General features: G+C 40.0%; 17 protein-coding genes and 1 tRNA gene. 10 read left to right on the top strand and 8 right to left on the bottom strand.

Annotated features, from left to right (window positions below):
* The 4 genes from EVJ47_05800 to EVJ47_05785 all read right to left on the bottom strand — a co-directional run bounded on the left by EVJ47_05800 (position 1) and on the right by EVJ47_05785 (position 4389).
* On the bottom strand, positions 1 to 510 hold the full coding sequence (locus tag EVJ47_05800) for a hydrogenase maturation protease (GenBank protein RZD14677.1): 510 nt from the start codon (positions 508 to 510) through the stop codon (positions 1 to 3).
* 21 nt (positions 511 to 531) lie between these two features.
* Entirely contained in the window at positions 532 to 1308 is a 777-nt protein-coding gene (locus tag EVJ47_05795) for a Ni/Fe hydrogenase (protein ID RZD14676.1), read from the bottom strand.
* A 33-nt stretch (positions 1309 to 1341) separates the two neighbouring features.
* A complete protein-coding gene (locus EVJ47_05790; protein RZD14675.1) occupies positions 1342 to 3027 on the bottom strand; it encodes a nickel-dependent hydrogenase large subunit in 1686 nt (561 codons plus the stop codon).
* A 93-nt stretch (positions 3028 to 3120) separates the two neighbouring features.
* On the bottom strand, positions 3121 to 4389 hold the full coding sequence (locus tag EVJ47_05785; protein ID RZD14706.1) for a hydrogenase: 1269 nt from the start codon (positions 4387 to 4389) through the stop codon (positions 3121 to 3123).
* 258 nt (positions 4390 to 4647) lie between these two features.
* On the opposite strand from EVJ47_05785, the gene EVJ47_05780 reads away from it, so the two are divergent.
* The 6 genes from EVJ47_05780 to EVJ47_05755 all read left to right on the top strand — a co-directional run bounded on the left by EVJ47_05780 (position 4648) and on the right by EVJ47_05755 (position 9517).
* The gene (locus EVJ47_05780; GenBank protein ID RZD14674.1) at positions 4648 to 4887 is read left to right on the top strand and encodes a hydrogenase maturation nickel metallochaperone HypA; all 240 of its coding nucleotides are present in this window, start codon (positions 4648 to 4650) and stop codon (positions 4885 to 4887) included.
* A gap of 102 nt (positions 4888 to 4989) precedes the next feature.
* Positions 4990 to 5709, top strand: coding sequence for a hydrogenase accessory protein HypB (gene hypB, locus EVJ47_05775; protein RZD14673.1), 720 nt, complete (start codon positions 4990 to 4992; stop codon positions 5707 to 5709).
* Positions 5710 to 5727: 18 nt separating this feature from the next.
* Positions 5728 to 6528 (top strand): hypothetical protein, encoded by an 801-nt coding sequence (locus EVJ47_05770; GenBank protein RZD14672.1) that lies wholly within the window; start codon positions 5728 to 5730, stop codon positions 6526 to 6528.
* A gap of 101 nt (positions 6529 to 6629) precedes the next feature.
* Positions 6630 to 6704 (top strand) — tRNA-Gly (locus tag EVJ47_05765).
* An 88-nt stretch (positions 6705 to 6792) separates the two neighbouring features.
* Complete coding sequence (locus EVJ47_05760) at positions 6793 to 7683, top strand: sulfite exporter TauE/SafE family protein (GenBank protein RZD14671.1); 891 nt, start codon at positions 6793 to 6795, stop codon at positions 7681 to 7683.
* A gap of 286 nt (positions 7684 to 7969) precedes the next feature.
* Positions 7970 to 9517 carry a DEAD/DEAH box helicase gene (locus tag EVJ47_05755; protein ID RZD14670.1) on the top strand — a complete coding sequence of 516 codons (1548 nt, stop codon included), beginning with the start codon at positions 7970 to 7972 and terminating at the stop codon, positions 9515 to 9517.
* A 50-nt stretch (positions 9518 to 9567) separates the two neighbouring features.
* On the opposite strand, the gene EVJ47_05750 is transcribed toward EVJ47_05755, so the two are convergent.
* Both EVJ47_05750 and EVJ47_05745 read right to left on the bottom strand, forming a co-directional pair.
* On the bottom strand, positions 9568 to 9780 hold the full coding sequence (locus EVJ47_05750; GenBank protein ID RZD14669.1) for a diguanylate cyclase: 213 nt from the start codon (positions 9778 to 9780) through the stop codon (positions 9568 to 9570).
* On the bottom strand, positions 9722 to 9931 hold the full coding sequence (locus EVJ47_05745) for a hypothetical protein (protein RZD14668.1): 210 nt from the start codon (positions 9929 to 9931) through the stop codon (positions 9722 to 9724). Before EVJ47_05745 ends, EVJ47_05750 begins: the two co-directional genes overlap by 59 nt.
* A gap of 446 nt (positions 9932 to 10377) precedes the next feature.
* On the opposite strand from EVJ47_05745, the gene EVJ47_05740 reads away from it, so the two are divergent.
* The 4 genes from EVJ47_05740 (at position 10378) to EVJ47_05725 (ending at position 16338) form a co-directional block, all read left to right on the top strand.
* Positions 10378 to 11016 (top strand): DedA family protein, encoded by a 639-nt coding sequence (locus EVJ47_05740; protein RZD14667.1) that lies wholly within the window; start codon positions 10378 to 10380, stop codon positions 11014 to 11016.
* Between the two features lie 2 nt (positions 11017 to 11018).
* A complete protein-coding gene (locus tag EVJ47_05735; GenBank protein RZD14666.1) occupies positions 11019 to 11519 on the top strand; it encodes a formate dehydrogenase in 501 nt (166 codons plus the stop codon).
* 65 nt (positions 11520 to 11584) lie between these two features.
* Positions 11585 to 13228 (top strand): formate dehydrogenase, encoded by a 1644-nt coding sequence (locus EVJ47_05730; protein ID RZD14665.1) that lies wholly within the window; start codon positions 11585 to 11587, stop codon positions 13226 to 13228.
* A gap of 41 nt (positions 13229 to 13269) precedes the next feature.
* The gene (locus tag EVJ47_05725; protein RZD14664.1) at positions 13270 to 16338 is read left to right on the top strand and encodes a formate dehydrogenase subunit alpha; all 3069 of its coding nucleotides are present in this window, start codon (positions 13270 to 13272) and stop codon (positions 16336 to 16338) included.
* 35 nt (positions 16339 to 16373) lie between these two features.
* Here EVJ47_05725 and EVJ47_05720 read toward each other — a convergent pair whose 3' ends face one another.
* Together EVJ47_05720 and EVJ47_05715 are read right to left on the bottom strand one after the other, a co-directional pair.
* On the bottom strand, positions 16374 to 19451 hold the full coding sequence (locus EVJ47_05720) for a multidrug efflux protein (protein ID RZD14663.1): 3078 nt from the start codon (positions 19449 to 19451) through the stop codon (positions 16374 to 16376).
* Positions 19448 to 20545 (bottom strand): efflux RND transporter periplasmic adaptor subunit, encoded by a 1098-nt coding sequence (locus EVJ47_05715; GenBank protein RZD14662.1) that lies wholly within the window; start codon positions 20543 to 20545, stop codon positions 19448 to 19450. The genes EVJ47_05720 and EVJ47_05715 overlap by 4 nt, the downstream gene beginning before the upstream one ends.
* Positions 20546 to 20621: the final 76 nt, after the last annotated feature.

The raw sequence follows: 20621 nt of genomic DNA, 5'->3' as shown, positions 1-20621 counted from the left end.
TTAAATTAAAGGTTTAAATTCGGCAATTTTGCGATATTCAGGATTTATGCTCCATTCTATGCCAAACGGCTTTATCTCTTCCAGAACGAGAGATTCAAGCCTTGGAATCGCATTTTTTAAAGGGAATGAAATATCCATTCCAACATTACTTATGTCTTCTGGAGATATTGCAAAAATTGTTATTTTCGGGTTATGCCCCTGAAGGCTGCACATAGTTATTACATCGATAAATTCAACATCATGGGCTGTTTTTTTCATTAAATCAACCGGGATGTTTTTGCTGTCGAATTTAAATATGCTTCCCGGGTTTTCATCTGTTTTAAGGGCATCTATGACAATAATATTGTCAAGGTTAAATATGTCGTCCAAAAGCCCGTAGCCCATTGTGCTTCCGTCAATTATTCTCAGATTTAAGTCGAAAATATATTTTTTTCTAAGATAATCGATAAAGTGAATCCCGAATCCTTCGTCTTTTAAGAGCAGGTTTCCGATTCCTATAATTCCAGTCATAAGTAAAAATCCCGTTCAGGTTCAGTCCGTTTCCGTTTTATTTCTGATATATTTATATCCTCCGAACGGTATCAGGATATCCCCTTCTTTCCACATTACCGAACGCCAAACCTCTATATAAATATGATAAACTATAAATATTATAATCAGCCACATTGTAAAAAGATGAACAAGCGTAACGCCCGTCAGTCCGCCGAATACGACAAGCGTCCAATCGGTCGTAAAATGCATAAGCCATGGCCACCAACCGCCTACGGCCGAAGTTCCGGTAAACGAAGCCACATACATCTGAAATCCGGTTACCATTTGAAGTAAAATAAGCAGATGAAAAATAGTGAATATTACGGCATTTAAAGGGTCTTGATATCGGGTTGTTTCAGGCTTGTCTTTGAGCGTGAAGTAGTGCTTAACCATTCTCCCCGCCTCCGCTATTTTATCCCCGAAAGGTATAAAGCTTTTATAAAGAGGCTCTTTCCACGAAAAAAAAGCCAGATACAGCCAGACGATAAAAATAACATCTATAATAACAGCGCCGATAAAATGGAATTCCCTCATCCATGTCATTATGAATGCCTGATATGTTTCTCCTGAATTAATAATCCCTTTTGAAAGGGAATCGGATTGCGCAGGGGTTTTTCCAAATATAAGAAATGGATAGGCTATATAAAAGCCCGTAATGATGTTATTAATGATAGCTAAAAAAAATGACCAGTGTATAATTCTTTTTATAACCGTCATTCTGTGGACTAATTGTATATCGCCGTATTTTTTTTCTTTATTTTCCATAATTAACCCCATTTTAAAAGTTAATTAAATATAAAAACATGAAAATTAACTAATTTTAAATTTTTTTATTTCATTTGTTTTCGGGTCTATTATATGGACGGCACAGGCTAAACAGGGGTCAAACGAATGAACCGTCCGCAAAATTTCAAGAGGCTCGGAAGCGTTTGCAAGCTTAACGCCGACTAAAGATGCTTCATAAGCCCCCGGGTTGTTAAATGCGTCTCTCGGAGAAGCGTTCCATGTCGATGGCACTACTATTTGATAATGGGCTATCTGCTTATTTTTTATTCTTACCCAGTGGCCTAAAGCCCCCCTTGGAGCCTCGTCGAGTCCGATTCCCGTAATTTCTTTCGAAGGCATATCATACTTTGTCCAGCTTGTCTGGTCAATCGCCGCATTTTTAATCAGTTCTAATGTCCATGATTCTAATGCGTCGGCTACGTATTTCGCTTCTATTCCTCTTGCCGCCGTTCTTCCAAGAGTGGAAAATAGCGCGGTTACGGGCAACCCCGATGTTTTTAGGACGTAATCCACTAAAGATTTTATAGTTTTATTTCCTTTGGCATATGCAACCAACGTTCTCGCAAGAGGTCCAACTTCCATAGCCTTATTTTCATATCTCGGAGATTTAAGCCAGCTGTATTTCTCGTCTTCTTTAAGGCTTCCGTCTTTGTTTAAGCCTGTATAATCAGGGTCCGTGATTCCGACGGACGGGTTAAGCCCTACCTTTTCATTCGGGTATTTATACCATGAATGCGTAACAAACTCCGTTATCTTTTTTTCATCCAAACCGTGAACCTTGCCGAGGTCTCTATCGAATATAATACCCCTCATTAAATAATAATCATCCGGATTTTCATCATCCGTTTGAGGAAATGCGCCGTACGAAAGATAGTTTTTAAGTCCGCCGCCGATGCCCTGAAGAGCTTCTTCTTTATAAAACTCAGCCGCGGTCAGCAAATCCGGTATGTAGGCATTATTGATGAAGTCGGTAATTTTTCCTATCCTGAATAAAATATCATCCATTCTTTGAGGGTTAATAATGTCCGCGATAGATGAAATGCCGCCGACCACGCAGGTTTGAGGATGAGGGTCTTTTGCTCCTAAAATCGCTATGATTTGGGCGGGTATTCTTAAAATATTAAGATTGTCTAAATAGTGCGAGGCTATCAAAAGGTTTCCTTCGGGGGGAAGTTTGTAAGACGGGTTTCCCCAATAGCCGCCCGCAAAAGGCCCGAGTTGGCCCGACTTGACAAAGTTGTTGAGCCTTGCCTTTACTTCTTCGAATCTTGCTAAACTCGCGTTATAAGGCGTCTTTGTATAGGCATACGCCAGATCCATCGTTTTTTTCGGGTCGGCTTTAAGCGCAGACACTATATCGACCCAGTCCAAACCGGCAAGCTGGTAAAAATGGACTAAATGGTCCTGAACCATTTGTGCGCCTTTTAATATATTGCGGGCAATTCTGGCATTTTTTGGAGGATGTATGCCGAGAGCGTTTTCAACCGCCCATGTGGCGGCTTCATAGTGGGCATAGGTACAGACCCCGCAAATTCTTTGGGCAAAAAGCCCTGCGTCTTCGGGAGCTCTTCCGTTAAGTATAAGTTCTATCCCCCTGAATAGAGTGCCCGATGAATATGCTTCGGTTATTTCATTGCCGTTAAGAATCGCTTCTATTCGCAGGTGTCCCTCTATTCTGGTTATCGGATCGACTATAATCTTTGTTGCCATATATCCTCCAAATATTTTATTAATATTTAAGTACAGTCATTCCCGCGAAGGCGGGAATCCATATTGATTCGGGATTTTATATTATCTTATTCTTTACTTGTCATTATTGTCATCATTTTTATCTGAATCACTTTTTTTCTTTTCAGATGTTTTTTTGGATTCTCTTTTCTTTTTAACCCCCGTGTATATAGCATGAGCCGCAATTCCGGCGCCGGCCGCTCCGAGAAGAGCCACGCCGAATTCATCGGCGGTAGCTTCGACCATGGGGAGTATAATTTTTGCATCCGCATTGGGCTTCTCAAACGGGGTCATTCTATCCCAGAATGCGGGCTGAGAACAGCCGATACAACCGTGTCCCGCTCTCATAGGAAAGCTTATATCCTGATTATATTCCACCACGGTGCAGTTATTCCATGTAAAAGGCCCTTTGCATCCCATCATATATAGGCAATATTGTTTTTTTGCCCCCTCGTCGCCCCATTGCCTCACATATTCGCCCGCTTCGAAATGCCCCCTTCTATAACAGTTATCGTGAAGCCTTCCGGAGTATGCCCACAGCGGTCTTCCAAGGCTGTCAAGCTGAGGGGCTTTTCCCACCAATATATATTCCACTAAAGTGCCTACGACATTTACCGGGTTTGCCGGACAGGCGGGGATATTTATAACCTGCCTGTTTGTAACGGAGCTGAGACCGACGGCCGAAGTAGGATTTGGGCGTGCGGCGGGTATGCCTCCGTAAGAAGCGCAATTGCCTATCGCAACTATAATGCCTGCATCTTTGGATGTTTCTTTGGCAATTTTTAGACCAGAATCTCCTTTTGCTCCGATAGTGAGAAATTTTCCGTTAAGACCTGTAGGGATTGCACCTTCCACTACTAAAATATATTTTCCTTTATGCTTTTTGACGGTTTCTATTCGTCTTGCTTCCGCCTGATAACCGGCGGGAGCCATTATGGATTCCATATAATCCACGCTGACATAGTTAAGAATTATTTCGGCGGGCGTGGGGTGGGCGGTTCTGATAAAGGCTTCGGTGTTTCCCATACAATCCGCCATATCAAGCCATATAAAAGGGGTTCTTGTCAGTATATTGGCGGCTCTCGCTACTCTGGGACTGAATATATAAGGGAGCATCATGGCCGATGTTAAGAAAGCACTCCATTTGATAAAGTCCCTTCTTGTTACTCCATGGAGACTAAAGATATTTTCAAGGTTGCCGTCTTTATCTTTTTTGCCGCTAAAGCGCTCTTTTTCAAGGCTGTCTAACCGTTCATCAACCCTTTTTAAAACCTCGTCAGGGTCGTCCGCGATATTCCTTAAGGGGTCCCATTTGAAATTGAAATTATTATCCTCTTCGGGCATTGAAAAAGGATTATCGTTTTCATTTTTTGCGGCGCGGATTCTTTTGCCATTTCCCATATAACCTCCTAAATTATAAACAAATTTTACATTATTAATTAAATAAATTTAATTAATTATTACATTATAAATATATGGTAATTTTATAATTTTTTATTAAAATTATTATATTTAGAAATTAAATGATATATAATATATAAAATATTATCATTAAAATATAAAATGTCAAATTAAGTTTTGAATTTTTTTATTGATTTTTTTATGCACGAATTTTCCATAGCCTTAGAAATAGTCGATACGCTTCAAGAAAACGGCTATTTAAAAGGCGTAAAAAGTGTCAGCGAGGTAAAATTAAATCTCGGCAAATATTCCGGGATTGATAAAAATTACCTTGTCTTTGCGTTTCAAAATTTAAACGATGAAAGATTTAAGAATGTTTTGCTCGATTTTATTCCAGCCGGCGGCGATGAAATAACCATTCAGGAAATTCTGGTTGATTGATAAAATAATTGATAATGTTACGGCATTAAAATGTAAAATGAAAACTATAAAATCATAAAAAAGTAAATAAAAAAAATTTAATAGAGTATATTTGTTATCACCATGTTAAATTCGAGTCAAAGGCGCGCAGGCAGGTCATTATTGATTCAGAGGAATGCTTTAGAAACAAATGATATTATCGCAAATAAAAATAAAGCATTATTCAAAAAGGCTTTTGTTATGAATTTTTTGAGCTCTCCGGGTTCGGGCAAGACATCGTTGCTGGAATCTATAGTTCCTATTTTAAAATCGGACGGCTTTAAGGTAGCAGTTATAGAGGGGGATGTCGAGACGGATTTAGATAAAAAACGAATAGATAAGTTAAATGTTCCTGCATATCAAATTATTACAAACGGGACATGTCATCTAGATGCAAAAATGGTGAACGGCTCGCTTAATAATTTAGACATAAAGGATGCGGATATAATATTAATAGAAAATGTAGGAAATCTTGTTTGCCCCACGGCGTTTAATCTTGGCGAGGATATAAAGGTTGTGGTTCTTTCGATAACGGAAGGCGATGACAAACCCTTAAAATATCCTGCCGCTTTTTATAAGTCTAAAGTCATGGTTATAAATAAAATTGACCTTTTGTCCGTTCTGGATTCCGATATTGCTAAAATAAGGGAAAATGCTTTGTCTATAAATAAGGATTTGGTGATTTTCGAAACATCGTGCAAAAATAATTCGAAAGCGGAAAATATCGAAAATAACGGATTACGGGATTTTATCTCTTTCATAAAAGATAATGTTAATTTAAAAGTTTCCGTATTAAAAAAGTAAGATAATATAATCTAAAGAATGAATATATGCGTTGCGGGCGATGTTCACGGAAGAATCGACAAATTTTATGAAAATATAAGGGATTTTGAATTAAAGCTTAAAATTAGCTTTGATGTTGTTTTACAGGTTGGCGATTTTGGCATATGGATAGACGAAAAAAATCATGACGGAATAACTAAACTTCATGGCGGGACAGGAGATTTTCCAAAGTGGCATAAAGGAAAAAGAGCCGTTCCCATAAAAACATATTTTATAAACGGCAACAATGAGGATTTTAACTTCCTTGAAGCCGTAAAACTGTCGGGGGATTTCGAGATACTTAAGAATCTCTTTTATGTGCCGAATGGGACGGTTGCTGATATTAAAGCCGGAACAGGAATGGCTGCATATAAAAGCGGCAAAGATGCAAGTCTCAATGGCGGCAACACCGAAAATCTTGTTGTTGCAGGAATTGGTGGAAAATATGACCCCGAATATTTTAATCATCGTGAGGCAGATAGATATTACACCAAATATGAGATAGACAATTTAATAAAGCATGCAAACGGGAATATAGATATCTTTATTTCGCACGATGCCCCCGAAGGCGTTCTTATAGAAGATAACGATAAAAAGAGATATTATCCGAAAGCCGCAGGACTCAGGGAACTTATCTTAAAAATCAAGCCGAAGATTGTTTTTTTCGGTCATCATCACGGAGTTTGCAAATCCGAAATAGAAGGAATACCTGTTTACGGGCTGAATGTTTTGGGTGAAAAGGATAGTTTGCTCGGCTTTAAAATAAAGAACGGCGCAATTAAAATTTTGGGAAAATATTAATTTATGGTTTGTTAGCTTATAGTAAGGATAGGCTATTGACAAATTATAAAAAATATAATTAAATAGTTATCAACTATAAATATTGTTATAGTTATCTTTTCGCGGGAATAGCTCAGTGGTAGAGCATCACCTTGCCAAGGTGAGGGTCGCGGGTTCAAGCCCCGTTTCCCGCTCCATATAAATCAAGTTCCCGCCGTAAAATTTTACGCTTCCGCATTATTTACTTTGCAATTCAAAAATTTATGTCGTTTAATATATGTATTTATGCATATGCATTTTTTAAATTTATTGATAGTATATTTTACCCTCTTTATAACTGCGCTTTTTGTCGGAATTGTCGGCAATACGATCGGGATAGGCGGCGGAATCCTGCTCGTCCCGTTTTTTATTTTCTATATGCATTTGTCGCCTTTGGAATCGAGCGGGTTGTCTCTTTTTACCATAATGTTAAGCGCCATGGGAGGTTCTTATATTTTTTACAAGGATAAAACAATCGACTTAAATCTTTATTTAATGATTTTGCTGCCCGCGCTCTTCGGCATCATAATAGGTTCCGTATTAAGCCGTTACATCTTAACAGATCAATTTAAATGGGTTTTGTCCTTTATTATAATCGGAATCGGAATATTTTCGTTGATTGCGACAAAAAAACAGGCGGCATATAAAAATAATTATAGCGATAAGTATGCTGCCCCCTTAAAAAACCGGCATCGCCGCTTTTTAAGGGGGCATATAAGAAAGACTCTTAAGGAATCGAATGGAACGACTTACGATTATGAAATAAAAAGCCCTTTGTCGATTAATATTTTTTCTTTAATCGCAGGCTTTGTTTCCGGATTTATCGGGATCGGCATAGGGGGAATAACGGGAACTTTTTTAACTGCCGTTGAGCAAATCCCGCCAAGGATTGCCTTTTCGACTATAATATCTATTATGGCAATTATTTCTTTAATAGGCGGGCTAATCCACTTTTACTATATTAAAAATCCTTTACATATGGCAATTTACATTATTCCATTAGGAGCAGGCGCTTTAACTGGTTCTAAAATCGGCGCTTTTATTTCTAAAAATTCCAAAGCGAAAATTTTGAGGATTTATCAGGGAACATTTATAATTCTATTAGGTGTTTTAATGCTCGCCCTTTCGGCCTTATGATTTTATCTACAACATTAAAAAAATAAGTAATTGAAAAAATATTGAAATTTTGATAAGATAACATAAGTCTACTTTCCACCGTCCATTTTGGGATCTCACCGTCCGATCACAAAAAATTCCGGTTGCCCGGTCAGGCTAACGGCAGATTTTTATAATTTAGCGATAATATTTTTGAAAAATATGTGCTAAATTTATAATATCCCTTAAAAATTTAGATATGGCTTTAAGGCGTATAATAATCCGCAAAAACTATTATTGAAGTATAATTGAGGTGTAAAAGAAAAAAATGTTTAAAAACAAAAAAAATTACGATTCAAAATTTAAAACAAAAGCAGTATTTGAAGTAAACAAAGAGGAAAATATCAAAATACCTTTGTCTAATAATGAAATTACTTTCACCGGCTTAAATCTGGCGCAACCTTTAAATCGCGCCATTGCCGACGCGGGTTACACCACCCCAACCCCAGTTCAAGCGCAAGCGATTCCGCTGGTATTGGCCGGAGGCGATTTGCTGGCGGGCGCACAGACGGGCACAGGCAAGACTGCCGCCTTCATGCTTCCGATATTGCATCGCCTCGCCGAAAAATCAGCCGCGAATTCTCGTTCCGGTCGTCCGCGATGCTTAGTTCTTGCCCCGACGCGTGAACTTGCCGCCCAGATAGAAGAATCGGCGCAAACCTATGGCAAATATCTTCCGCTGAAATCCGTTGCAGTGTTCGGCGGCGTGAACATTTATCCCCAGATTAAGGCATTGCGCGGGCATGTGGATATACTCGTTGCTACGCCGGGGAGATTGCTCGACCATGTTGGGCAAAAAACGCTGGATCTGTCAGGCATTGAAATTCTGGTGCTGGACGAAGCTGATCGCATGCTTGATATGGGCTTCATCCGCGACATCAAAAAAATCATAGCGCTGCTGCCCAAACAACATCAGAGCTTATTATTCTCGGCAACCTTATCCGATGAAATAAAGGCCCTTGCAGGTGGTCTGCTGCACAACCCGACATTCATCGAAGCGGCACGCAGCAACACCCTGTCGGAACTGGTGGAGCATAGCGTTCATCTGGTGCCGCAACGCCTTAAGAGCCACCTGCTCTCGCATCTAATCAAGCATCATAACTGGAAGCAGGTGTTAGTGTTCACCCGCACCAAACATGGCGCTAATCGATTAACTGAAAAGCTGGTTGCTGACGGCATTCCATCCGCCGCCATACACAGCAACAAGAGCCAACCCGCACGCACCAAGGCATTGGCACAATTCAAGGACGGCTCATTGTTAGCGCTGGTTGCGACGGATATAGCAGCGCGCGGATTGGACATCGATCAACTCCCCCATGTTGTAAATTTTGAATTGCCGAATGCGCCGAAAGATTATGTGCATCGCATCGGGCGTACCGGGCGTGCGGGTAGCAGCGGTGTGGCAATTTCATTAGTGGACAAGGAAGAATTCCGTTATCTCAAAGACATTGAGCGATTGATTAAACGTGGAATTCCGAAAGTAGCATTTGACAGCTTTGTGCCGCCGGCTAATCTTCCCGCCGAGGCCCCGCGCCCGCAGCATTCACAGCGCGGACAAAAAAGAACTAATGTGCCGCGTACCGCAGGTGCAGGCAACCGTAATCGGCCGCCCCGCGAAGACCAAGGGCAAAAACAGCTCAATCCGCAACAGCGTGAGAGGCAAGCGCGTGGCGGCAACGGCAAACATCGGGCAGAGCCGGGTCAGTCGCAAAAGCCGTTCGCAGGGCAGCGGCGTTCGTCCGGAGCGGCACACGTTCATCAAGCACGGTCGAAATTTCCTTTGCTTCCGCCCAAATCTGGACGGCAGGGCTTGTGAATATAGCGATAAAAAAGGCGCTCTGCCCGTTCTATAAGGTTAATCGAATTTTACAATTCTGTGTAAATTTTATTTTTTCTGGTTTTTTTTGCAAAATAGAGTTTGGTATCCGCCCGTTTTAGCGCGACTTCAAAATGTTCGTCTTTATTTAATATGTCGACGCCTATGCTTAGCGTAACTTGTTTGCCGTTTAAATAAGGATGTTTAACCGCTTCCACTTTTAATCTTATTCTTTTGGCTAATTTTATTGCGCTTTTCAAAATAAGTGATTTTGGAACCGGGGTCTATTAAAATAGAATCTTTACCGTTTTCTATCAGATAAGCATGGCATTGAAATGTGTCATGTTCTAGCTTATGGCCTACCCAATAAATATTTTGAGCTATTTCCACAGGTTTATCATTATTACTTTTCATAATAACCCTCACGGCGGCGGACTAAACAATCAGGGTCAGCGCCTGAAAGAACGAGATAAAATAAAAACTTTTATTTAAGAAACGGACTTCCGCAATTAACCTATATACCCTACAAACATAAAGAAGTTAATTTTAAATAAATTATTATTAAATGGTATCTTGCTATTTTTATAATAAGAGTATATCGCATTTTTTTAAAAAGTCATTAAATCTCCGTGTCAGGGATTTAACAATATCTTATTCTTAATCCATATCCAATAAAAACCGTTATAAAAAAGTCATTCTAAGCTGCCGCAAAAACGGCGCAAAAAACAGCTTGTATAAATTTTATATAAAATTGTATAATTTTTTATGCGCGGTTTTATTAATTTACCATTTGTTATAAACGTTATAAACGCTGATTTAGTAATTTTGCGTCAAAACCCGTTATCGAAATATCATAAAACATGCCTCTTAGTTCAATAATTCAGGATTTTATTAAAACTCATTATATTTTTATTCATAATTACGGATATCTCGCCGTTTTTTTCTTAATAATGCTTGAAGATTTCGGCGTCCCGTCGCCCGGGGAGATTACCTTGATTTCCGTTTCGTTAATAGCTTCGGAAGGCGGACTCAATATAACTTTAGTGTTATTGCTGGCATGGTGCGGCGCGGTCATCGGAGACAACATAGGTTTTATTATAGGTTATTTTGGGGCGGAGAAACTGCTTGCGCGTTACGGGGGCAAGGTTGGATTAACGCATAAAAGATATGCAAAAGCTATGGTATTTTTTAACCGCTACGGAGGCGGCTTTGTTTTAATCGCCCGTTTTATCGAAGGAGCGCGTCAGTTAAACGGAATAATTGCGGGAAGCGCGGGAATGAACTGGAAGCGGTTTCTTTTGTATAATTCTGCCGGCGCCGCTTTATGGATACTTTTCTGGGGATACGGGAGTTATGCTTTAGGCAGCCGTTTTTTCAAATATATTCCGTCAATAGAAAGTTTTGGCTATTACGGTTTAATCATAATAATCTCGGCTTTATTTATTGCTATTTTTTTGTGGCTGCTATGGAAAAAAAGAAAAAAAGATTATAAAATATAAACATGGAACCGACGGTTGAACAAATTATATCGGCAATAGAAGAAGATTACAACGGCGGTGCGGATGTCGGCCTGCTTTTAAAAATACTTCACGGACTTAACGATAAATTTGGGTATATTCCGCAAAAGTCTATTTCTTTAATTGCCGAAAGGCTAAACATGTCCAATGCCGAAGTTTACGGCTTTATCACCTTTTATAAAGACTTTAAATTTTCTTTGCCCGCTAAACATACTATAAAGGTATGCCTGTCCGAAAGCTGCCATGCTTTAGGCGTAAAAGAAACTACCGATTACATTAAAAAAAACCTTGGATTTGATTTAAGGGCAAATTCGGTTAAAAATGATGCGGATGCCGTTTATTATTCAAATGACGGAAAATATTCTTTAGAGTATATTTATTGCTTCGGAAATTGCGGGGCAGGTCCGACCGTTATGATTGACGATAAAATTTACGGAAAAATGAATATAGAAAATCTTAAAAATATAATAAAAGCGCTGGAATAATAGATTAACAGCCTATGTTAAATACTTAATAATCAAATAATTTAATTTATTAAATTAAAAAATGCATGGTTAAAGTATATATACCCGATGATACAACTTCTATTTCATTATTTTCCGATGAAATTGCAAAAGTTATATCTTTGGAAGCCGAAAAAAGAGGAATTAATATACAACTTATAAGAAACGGTTCAAGGGGATTATTTAAATTTGAACCTCTTGTCGAGATAGAAAATAAAAACGGCAGATTCGCATTTGGCCCGGTAACTATTGACAATGCAGGTTTGCTTTTTGAAAATAATGTTTTTTCGGGTAATTTTTCGGGTTACGACAATAATCCAACACGCCTTAATGTCACCGCCTCTAAAGGCTTTAATCAGATTTTTCTTGGCGAAAGCAAAAATATTCCGCAGCTTAAAAAACAATCGAGGCTGGTTTTTAATCGGGTAGGGCTTATTGGCCCGTTATCTTTAGACGATTACGGAAATAATTATGGGCTGAACGGCATAAAAAATGCCATTAATATGGACGGTAATTCCGTAATAGAAATCCTCAAAAAATCCGGTTTAAGAGGAAGGGGCGGGGCAGGTTTTCCCACCTATTTAAAGTGGGAAACGGTGTTAAATGCTAAATCGGAAGTTAAATATATCGTCTGCAACGCAGACGAGGGAGATTCTGGAACTTTTGCGGACAGAATGCTTTTGGAGGGCGATCCTTTTGCGGTTATCGAAGGCATGGCAATTGCGGGGATAACCGTTTATGCCGAAAAAGGTTATATATATTTAAGGTCCGAATATTTTAAGGCTGCGAAAAAATTAGAAAAGGCATTGGAATTAAGTTATAAAGAAGGCCTTTTGGGCAAAAATATATTTGGAACGGATAAGAGTTTCGATATAAATCTTATAGCCGGCGCAGGCAGCTATATATGCGGCGAAGAAACGGCTCTTTTAGAAAGTATCGAAAATAAAAGGGGAACGGTAAGGGTTCGTCCTCCCGTGCCTGCAATTTCAGGGTTATACGATAAGCCTACTATTTTAAATAATGTTACGACTTTTGCCTCGGTTGCTTATATTTTAAGCCGGAATTCGGCGCGGAAAAATTTTGAAAGTTTTGGAGGGCATCAAAGAATCGATAACCCCGAAGATGATTTTAGTCTGTTGGGAACCGAAACCTCTAAAGGAACGATACCATTTCAGTTGTCGGGTGCGGCTGCCTATCCCGGCCTTTATGAACTTCCCGCCGGTATTTCTTTAAGAAAACTTGTTTTAGATATGGGCGGCTGTTCCGCCGAAGGCGGACATCTTAAGTGCGTTCAAATCGGCGGTCCTTTAGGGGCATATTTTCCGGCAACGGACGAATTCCTCGATATAAAGTTATCGTATGAAGCCGTTGCAGAAAAAGGCGGGCTTTTAGGGCATGGCGGAGTTGTGGTATTTGACGAAAATACCGATATGAAACTCGTGCTTGCGAATATTTTAGATTTTTGCGTACATGAATCATGTGGAAAATGCACCCCCTGCAGGATTGGTTCAATTAGGCTTAAAGAGCTTTTTGAAAGGGTTTTAAACAAACAAAATGTTGAAAATAATTTAAAGATTATTTCTGAAATACTTGAAACAATGAAAGAACTGTCCCTTTGCGGATTGGGAAGCGGCATGCATTATCCCGTGAACAGCTTGCTTAAATATTTTAAGGAAGAAATACTTAGTTAAATTTAACTTTTATATATTCTATACGGTTACATGATTGTTATATGATTAACACGGTTAATATTGAAATAGACGGAAAAAATTTAACGGTCTGCGAAAATACCACAATATTAAATGCCGCAAAAGATGCAGGCATAATAATACCGTCCCTTTGCGCATCAAAAGAACTTCTGCCTTACGGCGCATGCAGGCTTTGCGCAGTTGAAATGATAGGTAAAAAAGGATATGTTTACGCCTGTTCGGTTTACGCAAGTAATGGAATGAAGATAAAGACATATAGCGATAAACTTTTTTCATTGAAACGAACGCTCATGGAACTTTATCTTTCCGACCACCCTAACGATTGCCTTACATGTTCGAAAAACCTGATCTGCGATTTACAGAATTGGGCTGCTTATTTTGGTTTAAGGAGTATCAGGTATAGAGGTAAAAGCCATCTGTTGGCCGCTGTCGATGAATCAAATCCCTACTTCAGGTTTGACCCTTCAAGGTGCATCGTATGCGCAAGATGCGTAAGGGCATGCAGGGAAGTCCAGGGAAATTTTGCCTTAACCGTTATTAAAAGAGGTTTTGATTCTGTTATAAAAGCTGGAGATAATTTTTTAAATTCCGAATGCGTTTCCTGCGGCGCATGCGTTAAAACATGTCCGACAGGGGCTTTAATCGAAAAAACCGTTGTTAATCACGGCAAAGCAGATTCAGCCGCCACGACCACTTGCGGGTATTGCGGCGTGGGATGTTCGTTTAATGTTGAATATAAGGGGAACAATATAGTAAGAATGATGCCCAACGATAAAAGTCTGTCAAATTATGGTCATTCATGCGTTAAAGGCCGCTTTGCATGGGGTTATGTTCAGAGCGGCGACAGGTTAAAAACTCCTCTTTTACGGAATAGTTTAAATGAACCGTTTAAAGAAGTTTCATGGGAAGAAGCCGTCTTTTTTACCGCAAAAAAATTTAAAGAAATACAATCCAAATACGGCGTTAAAGCTGTAGGCGGCATCAGCTCCTCAAGATGCACGAACGAAGAAAATTATCTGATGCAAAAACTTATAAGGACCGGTTTTGGCAACAATAACATAGATACATGCGCAAGGGTTTGCCATCAGCCGACAGGATATGCTCTCGGCGTTGCATTCGGCGCGGGGGCGGGAACGCAGGATCTCGGTTCCATGTTTGATTCGGACTGTATAATGATAATAGGGGCTAATCCTACCGAAGCCCACCCTGTAGTAGGTTCATTTATAAGAAAAACAGCAAGGAACGGCGCTGATTTAATAGTTATCGACCCGCGTGAAACCGAAGTTGCGAAATCCCCCCACATATCGGCTAAATACCATTTAAGACCCTTGCCCGGGACAAATGTTTCTCTTTTAAATGCTTTAGCTTACACCATAATTAAGGAAGGTTTGTTAAATGCCGATTTTATAAAAGAAAGATGCGACATTGAAAGTTTTAATCTTTATGAAGAGTTTATCTTGAATGATTACAACTCCCCGGAAGCCGCGGAAGCCATAACCGGCGTTTATAGGGAAGATATAGCCGGCGCGGCAAGGCTTTATGCAAAAGCCAAAAACGCATCGATATTTTACGGTTTGGGGGTAACCGAGCACTTACAGGGTTCAACGGGCGTGCTTGCCATAGCCGACCTTGCGATGCTAACGGGAAATATCGGACGCAAAGGGGTCGGAGTCAGTCCGTTAAGGGGGCAAAACAATGTTCAGGGAGCTGCGGACATGGGCGCCGAACCTTCCGTTTTTCCCGGTTACAGGCATGTATCGGACGATAATGTCAGATTATTGTTTGAAAAAGAGTGGAATAGCAAGCTTGATCCCGAACAGGGAATGAGGCTTCCCGATATGTTAAGGGATGCCTTAGCAGGCAGATTTAAAGGATTATATATTTTAGGGGAAGATATAGTTCAAACCGACCCCGATGCCAACCGAATAATAGCGTCGTTAAAATCGATGGAGTTTGTTGCGGTTCATGATATATTTATGAATGCAACCGCGGATTATGCCCATGTTATACTGCCGGGCTCTTCATTCCTTGAAAAAGAAGGCACTTTTACAAATTGGGAAAGAAGGATTCAAAGAGTCAGGAAGATTTTGGAGCCTGTTGCGGGTAAGCCCGACTGGGAGATATTAATAGACCTCTCAAATGCGCTTGGATATAAAATGAATTATTCCAATCCTTCCGAAATAATGGATGAAATAGCAAAATTAACTCCTTCTTTTTCGGGAGTCAACTATGATAAACTTAACAGGCTCGGTTCATTGCAATGGCCGTGCACCGAATACAACCCGTTTGGCGCCGAAATTCTTCATAAAGACAAATTTATAAGAGGGAAAGGAAGGTTTATTATAACCTCTTATATAGGTTCAAAAAATAGCGTGTCTAAAAAATACCCTTATATTCTCACGACCGTAAGAAACCTTTTTCAGTATAATTGTTCCAATAACACGAGAAGAACCGAAAACAGCGTATGGTATAATAGAGATATTCTTGAAATAAGCAGGGAAGATGCAAAAGACTTAAATATTAACGATGGCGATACGGCGCTGATAGAAAGCAGAAAGGGAAAAGTTACTCTAACGGCAAAAATAAGCGGCAGGGTGAAACAGGGGGTTGTCGCCACGACTTTTCATTTTCCGGAATACAAAACAAATGTGCTTACCAGCGACTATTCCGACTGGTCAACGGAGACGCCGGAATATAAGGTAACAGCCGTGTCCGTAAAAAAATACGGCGATAATAAATTATATGCAAGCGATGGATATAATGCCGATGAACCGCTTCAATGCTTAAGCAATGATAAGAATAAAACGGCCTACGGCGGTGAAATTATAAGGATGTTCTATAATCTTGTTTTAATTTTTGCCCCTTATCCCGAAGATTCGGCAATTAATGAAATAACCGGCCATATAAAAAAATACTGGGAGCGCCGGCTTATCGAAAAACTAATTTATATAAGCGAAAATGAGAATTGTTTTAATGAGGAAGCGGTTCAATCCATTGTTTATGAAGGTTCGATAAGCGGAAACAAAGAGATGCCGCCGGAATTATTGCATAAACTTGCCCTGGCGGCTATTAAGGTTTTAAAGGTTGATTAAAATTTAACAGGGACAGCATAAAAATATAAAAGTCCCTAATCTTCGTTTTTCTTATTTATATCCTTATTTATATCCTTGCCGATAAACATATACACGGCAGGCACTATAAATATAGTTAAAAATGTGCCGATGCCCAATCCTGCGGCTATCACTAATCCTATATCGAATCTGCTTACTGCCCCCGCCCCTGTGGCGATTAAAAGAGGTACGACCCCGAAAACCATCGCTGCAGTGGTCATTAATATCGGCCTGAGTCTGATTGCGGATGCCTGCTCGATGGCGCTGCGTTTGTCTATGCCCTCATTTTGTAAATCGTTTGCAAATCTTGTAATAAGAATACCGTGTTTGCTGACAAGTCCTATCAGCGTAACAAGTCCAACCTCCGTATAGATGTTAATAGTGGCGAAGCCCAGACTCAAAAATATCAATGCTCCGGTTAACGACATAGGAACGCTTACGAGTATGATAAGCGGGTCCACAAAACTATTGAATAATGCCGCAAGAACTAAATAAATAATTATCAGGGCGAAAAAAAAGGTTATAATCATAGTCGAACCTTCTTCGACATACTGCCTGGACTGCCCGGCAAAATTATATGTAAAGCCTATAGGAAATATAGTTTTAGATATGTTTTCGAGATAGCTAAGCGCCTGCCCCATAGTTACGCCCGGTTTAGTCGTGGCGGATATCGTAACGGAATTTAGCTGATTAAACTGGTTTAACGATTCCGGCACTACGGATGTCTTAATTTTTATAAAACTCGAAAGCGGCACCATATTTCCGTTAGAAGCGGCTATATAATAATTTTTTAACATACCTGCGTTAAATCTGTATTTCTGCATAACCTGAGGTATTACTTCATAGCTGTAACCCTGCATCTCAAACCAGTTTACATAGTTTTCGCTCAACATCGTGGAAAGCGTATCGCCTATTTCCTGCATAGTTATACCCATGTTTTGAGCTTTGCTCCTGTCGATAGAAACATTCAAGAGGGGTTCGTCGTATTTAAGGTCGCTGTCCATATATAAAAACAAGCCGCTCTTCATGGCTTTTTCCTCAAGGCCGTCTGCAACACTTCTTAATTCGCTATAATTTGCGGCGGAAGTTATAACAAACTCGACAGGTAAACCTTGGGAACCTGGAAGACTCGGCAGAGGAAAGGCGACTAATTTTAAACCAGGCACGGTGTTTAACTTACCCTGAAGTTCCGGCGTCAACTGCATCTGTGTTTTTTTTCTTTGGCTCCACGGTTTAAGCAAAAAACCCGATATAAGGGAATTATTGCCGGAAGCTCCTAAAGCCATAAAGTAATGGCTGAGCTCCGGAAATGTCCTATATATATCCCCGATTTGTTTAGCATAAACATTAAGATTGTTAAATGTAGAGGTTGGAGCGGCAGTTCCCATAACGAATACAACCCCCTGATCCTCGGTCGGAGCAAGTTCCGTTTTTGTCGTTATAAATAAAAAATATAAACTTGCTAACACAACGATTATCACAAATGCGACTATCGGTTTATAATCCAATACGCTATGTAATATTTTTAAATATATCGACTTAATTTTATCGAATGTAACATCCAAAAAATGCGTAAAACCTTTTTTGCCCATATCCGTTTTAAGAAATTTGGACGACATCATGGGTGATAGCGTTAAAGCGATAATACCCGATATTATCACCGCGCCTGCCAGAGTAAATGCAAATTCGGTAAACAAAGCCCCCGTAAGACCGGACATAAAACCTATGGGCAAAAACACCGCAACAAGGGTAATAGACATAGCTATAACAGGAATGCCCAGTTCTCTTGCCCCGATAAGCGCCGCTTCTACGGGTTTTTTCCCTTCTTCTATATGCCTGCTGACATTTTCCACTACTACTATGGCGTCATCGACTACAAGCCCTATAGCCAGAACCATTGCAAGCAGCGTTAGCAGGTTTATCGAGTAATGCAAATAAAACATAATAAAAAGGTCCCCGATAATGGACAGCGGTATTGCAATTATCGGTATTATCACGCTTCTGGCCGAACCGAGAAATAAAAATATAACGATAATAACTATTAATATCGTTTCCACCACTGCTTTAACGACTTCGCTTATAGAACTTCTTATAAAGGTCGTCCTGTCGAATGCCACTCTTAGCTTGAGATGCGCAGGCAATTGCGCTCTCAGGGACGGCAGTATTTTCCTTATATTGCCTACGACGGTCAAAGGGTTGGCGGTAGGGGTCGTAAATATACCCATCACGACGGCTTTTTCTCCGTTCATAATATTTCCGGCATCATATTTTTGCGAACCCAGTTCTACGGTACCGATATCCTTGATTCTAACCAGAGTTCCGCCATCGTTTGCGACAACTAAATTTTTAAATTGCTTTATATTGTGCAAATAAGTATCGGCGGAAACATTGACCTGTATATAGTTGCTTTTAGTATATCCGTTTGCGGAAATATAGTTATTATTTGCAAGAGCCTGTGAAACCTGTACCGGCGTAACATTAAATTCTGCCATTTTTTTCGGATTAAGCCATATTCGCATTGCGAAAGACTTATTGCCGTATATCATTACCTGTCCGACACCGTTTATCGACTGTATCTTGGACTGCACCGCCCGGCTTATATAATCGGTTATTTGAGAACCGCTCATAGACCCGGATGTAAAAGCCAGGTACAGATAGGCTAAATTAGTTACGCTTGTTTTTGTAATAACGGGGCGCTGTGATTGCGCAGGCAATTGATTTAAAACTGAATTGGTCTCCGAAAGTACCTCGGCAAGGGCGGCGTTAGGATTATAATTAAGCCTCATAAATACGCTTATCGTGCTTATGCCTTCGGTGCTTGACGATGTTATGTAATCTATGCCTTCCGCTGAAGCAATCGCCCTTTCGAGCGGCATAGTTATAAAACCCTGAACGACATTTGCCGTGGCGCCCGGATATGCGGTCTGCACGGTAACTAAGGTGTCTTCTACTTTCGGATATTCCCTTAAACTGAGTTCCGATAATGACCTTGCGCCCAAGATGAGTATAACTAAACTCAAAACTATAGCAAGAACGGGTCTTTTTATAAATATATCGGTAAAATTGCCCGCTTTGTTGTGCCTTAAACCGTTCATTCCGAATTCCCCTGTCCGTTTTTACTGATGATTACTTCGGCGCCGTTTCTTAGTTTAACCTGTCCTGCCGTGACAACCGTCTCGCCGGCTTTTAAGCCTTTGGATATAACCGCCTCGCCGTTCCTCTGGTCCCCAACCGTCACATAGTCTGTATTTGCTATATATTCGCCGTTCTTTTTCGTCACGACATAAACGAAATCTCCGTAAGGATTATATGTCACGGCGGTTGCAGGCACCGTAATTACATTGTGTATTACGGGCAGTAAAACGCTCCCCGTTACAAACATGCCCGGTCTTAAAATCATATTCGGATTGCTCACCTCCGCCCTGACGGTTATATTGCGGGAAACATTGTTGACATTAACGCTTATTGTTTTTATTATGCCTGTAAATATTTTACCGTGATACGAATCTACGCTAATGTCTATTTTCTGATTAACTTTAAGTCTGCTTAAATCGTTTTGGGGCATTGTAAAATCCACGTACATAGGGTTGACGGAATACAGAGAAATAATATTGGCGCCTGGATTGATATACTGTCCTAAATTTACGAAGCCGGCATCTCTTATCCCTACTACACCGGTAAAAGGCGCCCTGATAGTCATATTTTGCAGCGTAACTTCGGTTTGTTTAATTAATGCTTCATTTTGCCTTAATGCTGATAGCATCTGAATATAAGATGCTTTAGATACGGCATGTTTTTTATATGCTTTTTTGTATTGCTCATAGTTAAATTTGTTTGCTATTAATTGTGATTTATATTGTTGAAGCAGGGCAAGCTGGAGGGAATCATCTAATTTGACGAGAATTTTATTCTTTTTAACGAACTCGCCAGAACCGAAATATATGCCTACCACCTGTCCCGGGACCTGGGTGGTTACATTTACCGAATTAACGGATACCACATTGCCTATTGTCCGTATATACGGCTGCCAGCCGCCGATTTTCGATAAAGCCGCAGATACATATGCGGGCGGATATTTGCGCTTCATCATAGCAATTTTCATTTCGTGGTCATTATAAGCTTTATATCCAAACAATCCGCCAAATATAATCAGTAAAACGATAAATGTCAGTAAAAAACGCTTTAACATAAATCCGGCTCCGGTTCAATCGTAATTAATTTTTTATATTGCAATATGACTTTATAGTCAGTATAATTTAGAATAT

This window comes from Candidatus Acidulodesulfobacterium ferriphilum (assembly GCA_004195035.1).
GTDB lineage: Bacteria > SZUA-79 > SZUA-79 > Acidulodesulfobacterales > Acidulodesulfobacteraceae > Acidulodesulfobacterium > Acidulodesulfobacterium ferriphilum.
Note: the sequence above shows the minus strand (reverse complement) of the source record. Positions and strands in the feature narration are given on the sequence as shown.

Coding starts and splice junctions, on each gene's coding strand:
- EVJ47_05800 (RZD14677.1), bottom strand. CDS start 510: ATGACTGGAATTATAGGAATCGGAAACCTGCTCTTAAAAGACGAAGGA.
- EVJ47_05795 (RZD14676.1), bottom strand. CDS start 1,308: ATGGGGTTAATTATGGAAAATAAAGAAAAAAAATACGGCGATATACAA.
- EVJ47_05790 (RZD14675.1), bottom strand. CDS start 3,027: ATGGCAACAAAGATTATAGTCGATCCGATAACCAGAATAGAGGGACAC.
- EVJ47_05785 (RZD14706.1), bottom strand. CDS start 4,389: ATGCCCGAAGAGGATAATAATTTCAATTTCAAATGGGACCCCTTAAGG.
- EVJ47_05780 (RZD14674.1), top strand. CDS start 4,648: ATGCACGAATTTTCCATAGCCTTAGAAATAGTCGATACGCTTCAAGAA.
- hypB (RZD14673.1), top strand. CDS start 4,990: ATGTTAAATTCGAGTCAAAGGCGCGCAGGCAGGTCATTATTGATTCAG.
- EVJ47_05770 (RZD14672.1), top strand. CDS start 5,728: ATGAATATATGCGTTGCGGGCGATGTTCACGGAAGAATCGACAAATTT.
- EVJ47_05760 (RZD14671.1), top strand. CDS start 6,793: ATGCATATGCATTTTTTAAATTTATTGATAGTATATTTTACCCTCTTT.
- EVJ47_05755 (RZD14670.1), top strand. CDS start 7,970: ATGTTTAAAAACAAAAAAAATTACGATTCAAAATTTAAAACAAAAGCA.
- EVJ47_05745 (RZD14668.1), bottom strand. CDS start 9,931: ATGAAAAGTAATAATGATAAACCTGTGGAAATAGCTCAAAATATTTAT.
- EVJ47_05740 (RZD14667.1), top strand. CDS start 10,378: ATGCCTCTTAGTTCAATAATTCAGGATTTTATTAAAACTCATTATATT.
- EVJ47_05735 (RZD14666.1), top strand. CDS start 11,019: ATGGAACCGACGGTTGAACAAATTATATCGGCAATAGAAGAAGATTAC.
- EVJ47_05730 (RZD14665.1), top strand. CDS start 11,585: ATGGTTAAAGTATATATACCCGATGATACAACTTCTATTTCATTATTT.
- EVJ47_05725 (RZD14664.1), top strand. CDS start 13,270: ATGATTAACACGGTTAATATTGAAATAGACGGAAAAAATTTAACGGTC.
- EVJ47_05720 (RZD14663.1), bottom strand. CDS start 19,451: ATGAACGGTTTAAGGCACAACAAAGCGGGCAATTTTACCGATATATTT.
- EVJ47_05715 (RZD14662.1), bottom strand. CDS start 20,545: ATGTTAAAGCGTTTTTTACTGACATTTATCGTTTTACTGATTATATTT.